The following is a 12,274-nucleotide window of genomic DNA, read 5'->3' as shown; positions in this document are numbered from 1 at the left end:
ATATAGTTTTAATATCTCTATAAGTTAATACACCATAAAAAAAGGCAGTTCTTGGTGTAGAACTGCCTAAATTTATAGTAATAGAGTTAAATTATGCTTTTGGCAAAAAGACTTCTGCCATCATACAACGTGCGCTTCCGCCTCCACAAGTTTCAATAGTTTCTAGTGAGCTTGATAAAATGGCACAGTGTTTTTCTATTTTATTTATTTGCGCTTGAGTTAGAGAATTGTAAGCTGCCTGACTCATAATTAAATAACGCTTATCGTCTTTCCCTTTTACTTGTAACATATTGCCAGCAAAATTAGCCATCTGCTCTTCAGTAATTTTTATAATCTCCTTATTATCTTCAGTAAGGTTTTTTAATACGTTTTTACGTTCTTTTTTATCGTCTATAGTTTCTAAACAAATAACAGCAAATGTTTCTGCTAAACACATCATAACATTAGTATGGTAAATAGGCATACGTTTACCATCTACCGTTTGGTTTGCAGTGAATACAATTGGTGTGTATTCAAAATCTTCACAAAATTCAATAAATAAACTTTCGTCTGCTCTTGGTGATAATGCACAATAGGCTTTATCGTTTACACGATCTAGCAACAAACTTCCTGTACCTTCTAAAAAAACACCTTCGTTTTCTGCTTCGGTATAATCTATTATATTATTGATTTTAAAACCTTCTTTCTCTAAACGCATAAAAACTTCTTCTCTGCGCTCTTTTCTTCTGTTTTCTGCAAACATAGGATACAAACCTACATTACCATTTTCATGAAAACTCACCCAATTATTTGGGAAAATAGAATCTGGAGTATCCATTAATTTGTCATCATCTTCTACAATTACATTAACACCTACTGCTCTTAACTTTTCTACATAAGCATCAAATTCTTGTTGTGCTTTTGCATTAATTTCAGCATTTTTAAGGTCTAAATCCTCTTGAAAATAATTATTAATCGCTGTCTGCTCGTTCATTCTAAAATGAACAGGACGAATCATTAATATGGTATTTGTAGTTTGTTGCATTATCTTTAGTTTATGTTGTAAAAATAGAGAATAAGAAAATTATTTATTCTATATTTTATCACATTTATTTTTTAAGTCTTTTTTTCAGCCAAAAGAAGATTATTAAACCAATTATTAATAGAGGCCAAATATTAACTAATACAATCACAAAAGACTCAATAAAACACCAACCATTGGCCAAACCTTGCTTTGTTTCATCTAAAAATGTTTTGGTGTAAGCTTCAGGCTCTTCAACATATTCTACAGATTCGTATAAATCTATTTGAATGGTACTAAAAGCCACTTTACTACTTAAGTATTTTAAACGTCCTTGAGCAGATTCTATTTCCTCTTGAATAATTCGCAGTTTGTCTTCTGTAAGTAAGATGTCTTCTACTGTTTTTGCGTTTTTGCGTAAAATAGCTTCATATCGCGCTTTGACTTCTCGTTTAGTTTTAAGCCTGGTTTCAAGGTCTATATACTCTTCAGTAACATCTTTTGTTGTTATGTTTTCGTACTCTACAAAATCTACAACTGTATTTACAGAATCCATTACGCTATCAAAATACTTTTGTGGCACTTTAATGGTAAACCTGTTTTCTTTCCTGTACAAATTGTTATCGAATCTTAAGTCCGAAATATAAGCACCATGCTGTTGTGCTATTACTTTAATTCTTCGCGTTGCATTGGCCACATTATTCACCTTATATCTAGCAGATGCTGTTTTAATGATTTTTAAATCTAAAGGCACATTGTTTTGATTATTGGTGAATTTTGAAACGACTTTTTCTTCTTTTACCATTTCAAAATCGTTACTAATATCAACACTTTCTGCTGCCACAGATTCTTTGTATTCCTTTTGATTACAGCAACATACTAATGTAAATAGCACTATTACTAAAATTTTAAATCTGTTTTTTACGTTCATTGCTTTCATAATTTTATATTTTTAAAGATTACTAGAGCAAACGTATAACCATAAGTTGTTTTTCTTTTGAAAAACACTTGTAAACCTTTTGCAAAACGTTTTACAATTTTTAAAGCACTAATTTTTAGACCAATAGAGTAATTTGAACACAGAAGATCAACATCTTTTTAAACACTTAAAAAAAGCTATTGAAGCTTCTTTTTTAAAGCGTAATCGCTCTAACGTTCCAATTGAAGATTGGAAAGGCGAAGATATAAGTGCTTTCCAAAACGATTTATTCGATAAGGTTAAAGGAAAAGTTAGCGAGAAATGGTTTTATACTTATATTAAAAACGAGCCTGAAAAATTACCAAGAATAGATGTTTTAAATCTACTAAGTACTTATATAGATTATAAAAACTGGAGCGCTTTTAAAGCAGAACACAGCTTAAAAGTAACAAAATCTAAAAAGAAAAAAGTGTCGAAATTATGGCTCTTGTCTATTATTCCACTTTTAATGATTGTATTTTATGGCAATTCTAAAAATACTTTTGAGTTTTGTTTTATGGATGCTATTAAAAATGAAAACATCACTTCTATTCCATTAGATATAAAAATATTACAAGATAACGAGTCTCCTATTTATTTTAAAACAGATAGTGCTGGTTGTTTTTCTTTTAAAACAAAAAACGATATTATAAAATTTGTAGTGCAATCGCCTTACCATAAAACAGATACTATTGTAAGAAACATAAACTCTAACTATAACCAAATTGTAAAAGTAAAACCAGATGATTATGCGTTAATGTTGCATTACTATGCCAACGGAAATATTAAAGATTGGAAAGTTCACATCGAAAAACTTAAAGCATTAATTGCTAATGACGCAAAAATTTACAGACTTTTTAAAAACAATATGGATATTGAATTGTATTCTAAAAATGAATTTATAAACCTACTAACCATACCAACAAAAAGCCTAGAAACAATAGAAATACTTGATAAAACAATTGCTAACGGAAAAATTGAAACACTAAAATTTATTGTAAAATGAAAAATATACGCTTAATTTTTATTGTTTTCATTATAGTTTCTTGTAAAAGTGAAACAGCAAAAAGTTCTGATACTTTAGAGCATGCAACAGAATCTGTTGAGATGGAAGTTGAAGAGATGTTGGTTGAAAAAAACACAGAAAACAATACTACTTTTCTATACAAAAACATGACCACAGAAAAGCTTCAAGAGTTTTTAGACTTAATTGCTTTACAAAATAAGCATCCTGAATTTAGTGAGGAAATAAAATCTCAGCTTAAAAATTATACTAAAGATTCGCTTTCTAATTATAAAACAATCGAAGACGTATTAATTAAAAACATTGAACTACAAGGAGCTATTATTAAACTTAACGATACTATCGAAAAAATGAAGATTACTTTTGACTTAATATCAAAAAACGACATAAAACAAGATTCTATTTGGGCAGAAGTTACCACTCATGGTGTAGAACTAAATGGAAAACAAATGCAGTCTAGAAAGGTTAGATTTAATAAAATAAAGTAATCATTACTTTCTAGAACTATTGTTTCCACTTAATACCACAACCAATACTAGGTTTTTGGTTTTCTAGAGGTGACTCATTATTTAAAACAGCATTTATTGCTTGCCTTAAATCCTCACCTGTAACTGGAATATCATTTCCTGGTCTAGAGCCATCTAATTGGCCATGATAAGTAGCTTTTAAATTGGCATCAAACACATAAAAATCTGGAGTACAAGCAGCATTGTAAGCTTTGGCTACTTCTTGTGTTTCATCGTACAAATATGGAAAAGGATACTTTAAATTAGCTGCTAGATGTTGCATTAATTCTGGACTATCCTGTGGATAATTCTCAACATCGTTACTACTAATGGCAATAAAACTTATACCTTGAGTTAAATATGTATTTGCTAAAGCAATCAACTTTTGGTTTACATGAATTACAAATGGACAATGATTACAAATAAACATAACCACAGTACCTTTAGCACCTTTTAATTCTTGAAGCGTTACTGTTTTTCCAGAAACCACATCAGGCAAAGCGAATTCAGGTGCAAATGTTCCGTTTTCAAAAGTATTAGACTCTGTAAGTGCCATATAATTTATTGTACTACCTCTGCATACAAATCGAAATCTGCTGCTTCAATTACTTTTACTGTTGCAAATTCACCTGTTTTTAAATAGGTTTTTGTTGCATCTATTAAGACTTCATTATCAACATCTGGAGAGTCGAATTCGGTTCTACCAACAAAATATTCGCCTTCTTTTCTATCGATAACGACTTTAAATTCCTGACCTATTTTTTCTTGATTCAATTCCCAAGAGATTTGAGATTGAATTTCCATAATTTCATTGGCACGTTCTTGTTTTACCTCTTGTGGCACATTGTCTTCCAAATTAAAAGCGTGCGTGTTTTCTTCATGAGAATAAGTAAAACAACCTAAACGTTCAAAACGCATCTCGCGAACCCACTCTCTAAGTTCTTCGAAATTTTCTTGAGTTTCTCCAGGATAACCAACAATTAAAGTGGTACGAATTGTCATTTCTGGTACTTTTGCTCTAAACTCCTTTAATAGTTTAGTCGTTTTTTCGTGTGTTGTTCCACGACGCATACTTTTTAAAAGTTCGTCGTTTATATGTTGTAATGGTATATCTAAATAATTACACACTTTTGGCTCACGCTTCATAACATCAAGCACATCCATAGGAAAACCTGTAGGAAATGCATAATGCAAACGAATCCACTCGATACCTTCAATTTTTACAAGATTTTCTAGTAACTCTGCAAGGTTTCGTTTTTTATATAAATCTAATCCATAATACGTTAAATCTTGTGCAATAAGCACCAATTCTTTAACACCGTTAGCTGCAAGTTTTTCAGCTTCAGTTACTAAATGCTCTATAGGTTTACTCTTGTGTTTACCCCGCATTAAAGGGATGGCACAAAAACTACATGGTCTATCGCAACCTTCAGCAATTTTTAAATAGGCATAATTTTTAGGTGTTGTAGTTAAACGTTCACCTATAAGTTCATGCTTATAATCTGCTCCTAATGCTTTTAAAAGTCCTGGTAATTCTGTAGTTCCAAAATATTGATCGACGTTAGGTATTTCTTTTTGTAAATCTGGTTTATAGCGTTCAGACAAGCATCCTGTTACAAACACCTTATCTACGTCTCCATCTTCTTTTTTTTGCATGTATTCCAAAATGGTATTTACACTTTCTTCCTTAGCATTATTAATAAAACCACAGGTATTAATAACTACAATATTGCCTTCCTCTTCATGTACAACATCTTTACCACTGGCTTTAAGCTGTCCCATTAACACTTCGCTGTCGTAAACATTTTTACTACAGCCTAATGTTATTACATTGATTTTGTTCTTTTTAAGTGACTTCGTGCGCATATCTTAATTTTGGTCTGCAAAGATACGCAATGATTTACGATTTACGATTGCAGAATTTATATTTAAGAGATCTACTATTTAAACCTTTTGTGAATTTGGTAGTCCTAATTTAAATACATCGATTTTGAAATTTAAAAATTTAATACTTTTAGTTTTTGTTATTGTTAGCTGTTCTTCAGAAAATGAAGAACCTCAAGCAAATATTTCTACTCCTGAAACTACTTATTTTCCTCCTTTAAATTCTGATGTTTGGGAAACTACATCTCCAAATGATTTGAATTGGAATACAAACGCATTACAACCACTTTTAGATTTCTTAGAAGACAAAAACTCTAAAGGATTTATTGTACTTCATAATGGTAAAATTGTAGTAGAACAGTATTTCAATACTCATAATGAAAATGCCAATTGGTATTGGGCAAGTGCAGGAAAAACATTAACTACTGCTGTTTCTGGTATTGCACAAGATGAAGGCCTTATAAATATAAACAATAAGGTGTCTACTTATTTAGGTACTGGTTGGACTAGCGCTTCTTTAGAAAAAGAAAACTTGATTACTTGCAAAAACTTACTTTCTATGAACTCTGGTTTAGATGATAGTTTAGGAGATGTGGTTGCGCCAGAAAACCTTCAATATATAACAGATGCTGGCGAAAGATGGGCTTACCATAACGTTTATGTAAAAATGCAAGATGTGGTTGCACAAGCCACTAACCAAAGTTGGTCTAACTATTTTAACACAAAACTAAGAGATAAAATAGGCATGTCTGGAAGCTGGATTTCTTTAGGCGATTTAAGTGTGTATTGGAGTAATACAAGAAGCATGGCACGTTTTGGTTTGCTAATGTCTGCTAATGGAACGTGGGAAAACTCAGAAATAGTTTCAAGTAACTTTTTAGATCAAGCCACCTCAACCTCTCAAGATATTAATGAAGCGTATGGCTATTTATGGTGGCTTAACGGAAAGAATACTTTTCATTTACCACAAACGCAGTTTGAATTTAATGGCGCTTTAATTCCCAATGCACCAAACGATATGTATGCTGCTTTAGGTAAAAATGACCAAAAAATATATGTTGTACCTAGCAAAGACCTAGTTATTGTTAGAATGGGAGAAGCTGCAGACGATTCTAATTTTGGTCTCTCCACTTTTGATAACGATTTATGGGCCAAAATTAATTTAGTAATAAATTAATTGCGAACCTCAAATAATACTACAACACCAGTTTCGATATATTTTTTTAAGCCTTTAAGTAATAAAGCCCAGAAATAGGAAGTGTTACGAAACTCGTGATTATTCTTTTGCCAATTAGTATGCGTAAATTTCAACAATGCAATGTATTCATGAGTTTCTAAATGGAAACCAAAAGTAGTAGGATTCCAATCTGCATCAGCAGCTGTCCTTTTTAAATAAATTGATTCATTTTGCTTAAGTTTAGAAACTTTACAATACTAATTGTATTTATCTGCAAAATTAAGATTGTATTCTTCACTCAATTCTGGCTTTCCTGTAGATTTTAATGTCCACCAATTGTTTAGATGTTTTGGTTGTGTTAAAGCGTTGAAAACGTTGTTTTCTTTTGAAGTTTTAATTAGAATTAATTACTTAAAAAACGAATCTACAAACTCATATTTATTAAAAACTTGTAAGTCTTCAATACCTTCACCAACACCAATATACTTTACTGGAATTTGAAACTGGTCGCTAATACCAATAACTACTCCACCTTTTGCTGTTCCGTCTAGTTTAGTAACTGCTAAAGAAGTTACCTCTGTTGCAGCTGTAAACTGTTTTGCTTGCTCAAATGCGTTTTGACCAGTAGAGCCATCTAAAACCAATAAAACATCATGTGGCGCATCGCCAACTACTTTTTGCATCACGCGTTTTACTTTAGTTAACTCGTTCATTAAATTAACTTTATTATGCAAACGTCCAGCAGTATCAATAATAATAACATCTGCATTTTGATTTACTCCAGACTCTAAAGCATCAAAAGCAACACTAGCTGGATCGCTTCCCATGTCTTGTCGTACCATTGGCACATCTACTCTATCTGCCCAAACTTGAAGTTGATCTATTGCAGCTGCTCTAAAAGTATCTGCTGCACCAAGTACAACTTTTAGACCTTGCTTTTTAAACTGGTATGCTAATTTGCCAATGGTTGTTGTTTTACCAACACCATTAACACCAACAACCATTAATACGTAAGGTGTTTTACTTCCGTTGTTTTGTTTTGGTAATTGTGGTATGGTGTATTCTGTTTCTTCACCAGAATTGGTTTTACTTAATAAACCTGCAATTTCTTCACGAAGTATTTTATTAAGTTCATCTGTTCCTAAATATTTATCTTTTGCAACACGTTCTTCTATACGTGTAATTATTTTAAGTGTTGTATTTACACCTACATCACTAGAAACTAGTACTTCTTCTAAATTATCTAAAACGTCGTCATCTACTTTAGACTTTCCTGCGACTGCTTTACTTAGTTTACCTAAAAAGCTGGTGCTTGTTTTCTCTAAACCTTTGTCTAAAGTTTCTTTTTTTTCTGAAGAAAATATTTTTTTAAAAAAACTCATCTGTTGTTTTCCTATTGTATGGTGAATAGTTTAGTAAATAACAATAGTTAAGCCTTTTTTAAAAAACTGCTACTTTGTCATTAATAATTGTAAAGAAACGTAATATTTTGAAATTAAAAAAGCTGCTTTCTTTAAAGAAAGCAGCTTTGATGTATTGTATAGGATATAGTTTATTTCTTGTTCAAGAAATTATCTACAAATTCTGGTGCCATAATTGCTTCTACAAACATGTAGGCTCCTGTTTTTGGAGATTTTTCCATTCTGATTGCTTTAGACAATCTTTTTGACGATGTCTGTAAAGACGCTACGGTTTTCTTTGCCATTCCTTTATTTATTTAATTTCTTTATGAACAGTCATTTTCTTCAAGATTGGATTAAATTTCTTAATCTCCATTCTATCTGGTGTGTTCTTTTTATTCTTAGTTGTAATATAACGAGAAGTTCCTGGTTGTCCAGATTCTTTATGCTCTGTGCATTCTAATATTACTTGTACTCTGTTTCCTTTTTTTGCCATTTTCTTATTCCTTATATAGCTTGGCTATTATTTATAAAATCCATTAGATCTTGCATCTTTTAACATTGCTGAGATACCAATCTTATTGATTGTTTTTAAAGCAGAGGTAGACACTTTTAAAGTTACCCACTTATCTTCTTCAGGAAGAAAAAAACGTTTTTTGATTAAGTTCGCGTTAAATTTACGCTTTGTTCTATTCATTGCATGCGATACGTTGTTTCCAACCATTGCTTTCTTTCCTGTAAGTTCACAAACTCTTGACATTACTTATAACTTTAAATTGTTATTAAAATTCGAGGTGCAAATATATGAAATGTTTTAGTATTGACAATCTGTTTTTTTATCAATTTTTAAAAATTTCTTTTTGAAGAAGCTCTAAAGCCTTATTTACCGCCTTATTTATTACTCTTGTTCGGTTATTTCCAAGGTTTAATTTCTGTGAAATAACATGTTTTTTTGATGCTATCGCTATATAAACAGTACCTATTTCTGCATTTGCATCTCCTTTTGTAGGTCCTGCATTTCCTGTTGTTGCTATTGCATAGTCTGAAGCATATAATATTCTACACTGTTTTGCCATCGCTTCTGCAACTTGAGTACTTACTACCGAGTACTTATTTATTAATGCTTCTTCTACACCTAAAACATCTATTTTTATTTGCGTTGCATATGTTATTAAACCACCTTTAAAATAAGACGATGCACCAGCGTGTTGCGTAAAGATTTCTGCTAGTTTTCCACCTGTACAGCTTTCTGCAACAGAAAGCGTTTTTTTATGTTCTATTAGTTTTTTTGCTATTAGCACTTCTAAATCTCCATCCTCTTCAAAACCTGTAAACACTTCTTTTATTAGTGGTAAAACAGCTTGCACTTGTTTTTCTATCTCAATATCTAAGGCTTGCTCATCAAATCCTTTGCCTGAGAGTCTTAATCTTACTTTACCTAAATTAGGTAAGTAAGCTAACTTAACGTAATTTGGTAAATTATCTTCCCAATCTTCAATTATAGCTGCTAAAGCACTTTCTCCAATACCATAAGTAAGGAGCGTTTTATGTTTTATAAAAGGTCTCTTGTATTTTACTTTTAACCTTGGAAGCACCTCTTGTTCCATTAATGCTTTCATTTCAAAAGGCACTCCTGGCATAGATATAAAAACTTTTTCTCCTTTTTCTATCCACATTCCTGGAGCACTACCAACCATATTCATAAGCACTTTTGCTTTTGAAGGCACTAAAGCTTGATCTAAATTTACTTGCTGAATTGGTTTTTTAATATAATCTCTCCAAAGGCGTTCTATGTTTTTAGTAACAGCAGTATTTCGTACTAAAACATCGTTAAAGTAATTACAAATAGTATGTTTTGTAATGTCGTCTTTTGTTGGGCCAAGACCACCTGTTAAAATCACAATATCTGCATTCGCTTCGGCTTCTGCCATAGCTTTTAAAATATGTTCTTTATCGTCTTGAATAGATGTTATTTGATAAACAGAGACACCTATACTATTTAGTGCTTTACCAATATATGCAGAGTTAGTATCTACAATTTGCCCAATAAGAATTTCGTCTCCAATGGTTATAATTTCAGCTTGCATTTGTTATAAATTAAAGTCTGCTTTAATTTCTGAAGTTGCTTTTTCTATAGCATCAAGGACTAAAATTAACTGATTGGTCATGTCTTCGTCTTCTTTTTCGAATTTTGCCCAATCTTGAATCTCGATTAACTTGTCTAATATACCAAGCTCGAAAACATCTATAGTTGGCTTCATTTTATGAGATACTTGATACGCTTGAGGCTTATTATTGTTTTCTACTGCCTGTTTTAACAACATAGCATCTGCTGGCACTTCTTCTAAAAAAGCTTGCGCTAAGGCTAAAAGAAAATCTTCGTCATTGTCTGCTAATTCTCTTAATCTATGTAATTTATAATGTTGTTCCATTTTATTTTACTGTAATAGAAAATAGCTCTTTATCTTCTAGATATCCTTTTAACTTATCGTTAGCAAACACTTTACTAACACCTGCTGGAGTTCCTGTAAATATAACATCTCCAATCTTTAAAGTAAAATATTTAGAGACATATTCTATAATCTCATCAATTTTCCACAACATTAAACTGGTATTTCCTTGTTGTACAACTTGGTTATTTTTTTTAAGACTAAAATTTATATTGTTTAAATCTTGAAACGCTGTTTTTGGTAACCAACTCCCAATTACTGCTGCTCCATCGAAACTTTTTGCTTTTTCCCATGGCAAACCTTTAGCTTTTAATTGGGTTTGTAAATCGCGTGCTGTAAAGTCTATTCCTAATCCAATTTCTTTATAATATTTATGTGCAAATTTTTTATCGATGTATTTACCTACACGATTAATTTTAACCAAAACTTCTACTTCATGATGCACATCGTTAGAAAATTCTGGAATAAAAAACGGTTGCTTTTTCAATAAAATGGCTGTGTCAGGTTTTAAAAACACAACAGGATCTGTTGGTTTTTCGTTTTCCAACTCTTTAATATGATCTGTGTAGTTTCTACCTATGCAAATTAGTTTCATAATTTGATTGTTCGATTTTTTGGATTGTTAAACTTTAAAATGCTTCTCGATACAATTCTTCATGCTTCAGAATTACTCGAAGTGGCAATAAACATTAGTTATTGTTAAATCTTATTATTAAACGCTCTTAGCTTTATTGCTGTTAGCACCTTTTTGGTATACAGAGGAAAATCGGCATTTAATAACCAACCAAAATAACCAGGTTCTTTATCTAGAACATCTAGTACTTTTTTATTTTTATGTTTCCCAAAACTAAAACACTCTTCGCCTGCTTCATTATAATTAATAAATCCTGCAAAATCTGCAAACTTTTTATGGGCACTAAACTCTGCAAGAAATTTAGAATCGTTCTCTAAATCTTCATAACGGTCTAATTGTGCCTTTAAAACCTCGTATGTTGCTAAAGTATCTGCTTCTGCAGAGTGTGCGTTTTCTAAACTCTTATTGCAGTAAAATTTGTACGCTGCACTTAATGTACGTTTTTCCATTTTATGAAAAATAGTTTGCACATCTATTGCTACTCTACCTTTCATATCAAAATCCATGTCTGCTCTCAGCATTTCTTCTGCCAACAGAGGAATATCGAAGCGGTTAGAGTTAAAACCTGCTAAATCGCAATCCTTAATCATGCTATTAATTTCCTTAGACAAAGCTTTAAACGTAGGCTCGTTTGCCACACGCGCATCTGTAATGCCATGAATTGCTGAAGTTTCAGCTGGAATTGGCATTTCTGGATTCACCAACCATGTTTTACTTTCTTTATTTCCGTTAGGAAACACTTTTAAAATTGATATTTCTACAACTCTATCTTTAGAAATATTAATTCCTGTAGTTTCTAAATCGAAAAAGCAAACTGGTTTTTTAAGGTTTAATTGCATGTTATTTATAGTTTTGCACCAAAACTTGGTACAGTTTATGCAAATATAAATGTATTATGTTATTTTTACTTTGATTCTTTAAATTTTACAATGAAAACCTACCTAACACTACTTACTTGTTTACTTATTACTATCTCATGTTTTTCACAAAATGAGCATGAGTTTGTTAAACTCTCTGAAGAAAAGAAAGGCAAACGTTTAAAACTTTATGCGACTAATACAGATTCTATTGCTTACGATGTGTTTTTAAGAGTGGTTACAGAAGACTTTAGACGCAGTAGTAACAGACCAACAATTATGAATGTTCCTGCTAAAAGTAAAGTAGAACTTATAACTTTAATACAATTAGTTGGTACAGAAGGTAAATACACAACTACTTTTATAGTAAACGAAGTCGCACCT

General features: G+C 31.5%; 15 protein-coding genes and 1 pseudogene. 4 read left to right on the top strand and 12 right to left on the bottom strand.

The features are described 5' to 3' along the window. Positions 1-91 precede the first annotated feature (91 nt). Together ctlX and P8H50_RS03830 are read right to left on the bottom strand one after the other, a co-directional pair. The gene (ctlX, locus tag P8H50_RS03835; RefSeq protein ID WP_300205786.1) at positions 92-1,024 is read right to left on the bottom strand and encodes a citrulline utilization hydrolase CtlX; all 933 of its coding nucleotides are present in this window, start codon (positions 1,022-1,024) and stop codon (positions 92-94) included. Between the two features lie 64 nt (positions 1,025-1,088). After that, positions 1,089-1,940, bottom strand: a complete 852-nt coding sequence (locus tag P8H50_RS03830; RefSeq protein ID WP_300205784.1) for a DUF4349 domain-containing protein — start codon at positions 1,938-1,940, stop codon at positions 1,089-1,091. 133 nt (positions 1,941-2,073) lie between these two features. Here P8H50_RS03830 and P8H50_RS03825 point away from each other — a divergent pair, with 133 nt between their 5' ends. Continuing rightward, entirely contained in the window at positions 2,074-2,964 is an 891-nt protein-coding gene (locus P8H50_RS03825) for a hypothetical protein (protein WP_300205782.1), read from the top strand. Then, positions 2,961-3,470 (top strand): hypothetical protein, encoded by a 510-nt coding sequence (locus tag P8H50_RS03820; protein ID WP_300205779.1) that lies wholly within the window; start codon positions 2,961-2,963, stop codon positions 3,468-3,470. The genes P8H50_RS03825 and P8H50_RS03820 overlap by 4 nt, the downstream gene beginning before the upstream one ends. A gap of 16 nt (positions 3,471-3,486) precedes the next feature. On the opposite strand, the gene P8H50_RS03815 is transcribed toward P8H50_RS03820, so the two are convergent. Together P8H50_RS03815 and rimO are read right to left on the bottom strand one after the other, a co-directional pair. Next, positions 3,487-4,044: a thioredoxin family protein gene (locus tag P8H50_RS03815; protein ID WP_300205777.1), complete on the bottom strand. Its 558-nt coding sequence runs from the start codon at positions 4,042-4,044 to the stop codon at positions 3,487-3,489. 5 nt (positions 4,045-4,049) lie between these two features. Beyond that, positions 4,050-5,354: a 30S ribosomal protein S12 methylthiotransferase RimO gene (gene rimO, locus P8H50_RS03810; protein ID WP_300205775.1), complete on the bottom strand. Its 1,305-nt coding sequence runs from the start codon at positions 5,352-5,354 to the stop codon at positions 4,050-4,052. A 124-nt stretch (positions 5,355-5,478) separates the two neighbouring features. Between rimO and P8H50_RS03805 the strand changes: the two genes are divergently transcribed. Further along, entirely contained in the window at positions 5,479-6,549 is a 1,071-nt protein-coding gene (locus P8H50_RS03805; RefSeq protein WP_300205773.1) for a serine hydrolase, read from the top strand. A gap of 407 nt (positions 6,550-6,956) precedes the next feature. Here P8H50_RS03805 and ftsY read toward each other — a convergent pair whose 3' ends face one another. The 8 genes from ftsY to P8H50_RS03765 all read right to left on the bottom strand — a co-directional run bounded on the left by ftsY (position 6,957) and on the right by P8H50_RS03765 (position 11,872). After that, on the bottom strand, positions 6,957-7,931 hold the full coding sequence (ftsY, locus tag P8H50_RS03800) for a signal recognition particle-docking protein FtsY (protein WP_300205771.1): 975 nt from the start codon (positions 7,929-7,931) through the stop codon (positions 6,957-6,959). 170 nt (positions 7,932-8,101) lie between these two features. Continuing rightward, the gene (locus tag P8H50_RS03795; RefSeq protein WP_300205769.1) at positions 8,102-8,254 is read right to left on the bottom strand and encodes a DUF4295 domain-containing protein; all 153 of its coding nucleotides are present in this window, start codon (positions 8,252-8,254) and stop codon (positions 8,102-8,104) included. 8 nt (positions 8,255-8,262) lie between these two features. Further along, positions 8,263-8,445, bottom strand: a complete 183-nt coding sequence (rpmG, locus tag P8H50_RS03790; RefSeq protein ID WP_076733668.1) for a 50S ribosomal protein L33 — start codon at positions 8,443-8,445, stop codon at positions 8,263-8,265. Between the two features lie 27 nt (positions 8,446-8,472). Next, positions 8,473-8,709 (bottom strand): 50S ribosomal protein L28, encoded by a 237-nt coding sequence (gene rpmB, locus P8H50_RS03785; protein ID WP_300205765.1) that lies wholly within the window; start codon positions 8,707-8,709, stop codon positions 8,473-8,475. A 79-nt stretch (positions 8,710-8,788) separates the two neighbouring features. Further along, positions 8,789-10,036 (bottom strand): CinA family nicotinamide mononucleotide deamidase-related protein, encoded by a 1,248-nt coding sequence (locus tag P8H50_RS03780; RefSeq protein WP_300205763.1) that lies wholly within the window; start codon positions 10,034-10,036, stop codon positions 8,789-8,791. 3 nt (positions 10,037-10,039) lie between these two features. Then, positions 10,040-10,381: an Hpt domain-containing protein gene (locus P8H50_RS03775; RefSeq protein WP_300205761.1), complete on the bottom strand. Its 342-nt coding sequence runs from the start codon at positions 10,379-10,381 to the stop codon at positions 10,040-10,042. A 1-nt stretch (position 10,382) separates the two neighbouring features. Next, positions 10,383-10,994 (bottom strand): fumarylacetoacetate hydrolase family protein, encoded by a 612-nt coding sequence (locus tag P8H50_RS03770; protein ID WP_300205759.1) that lies wholly within the window; start codon positions 10,992-10,994, stop codon positions 10,383-10,385. A gap of 104 nt (positions 10,995-11,098) precedes the next feature. After that, positions 11,099-11,872, bottom strand: a complete 774-nt coding sequence (locus tag P8H50_RS03765) for a 3'-5' exonuclease (protein ID WP_300205757.1) — start codon at positions 11,870-11,872, stop codon at positions 11,099-11,101. A gap of 90 nt (positions 11,873-11,962) precedes the next feature. On the opposite strand from P8H50_RS03765, the pseudogene P8H50_RS03760 reads away from it, so the two are divergent. Beyond that, positions 11,963-12,274: pseudogene (locus P8H50_RS03760) on the top strand (hypothetical protein); the annotation flags it as partial.

This window comes from Lacinutrix sp. (genome assembly GCF_029238095.1).
Taxonomy (GTDB): Bacteria; Bacteroidota; Bacteroidia; order Flavobacteriales; family Flavobacteriaceae; genus Lacinutrix.
This window is presented reverse-complemented; position numbering and strand designations above follow the sequence as displayed.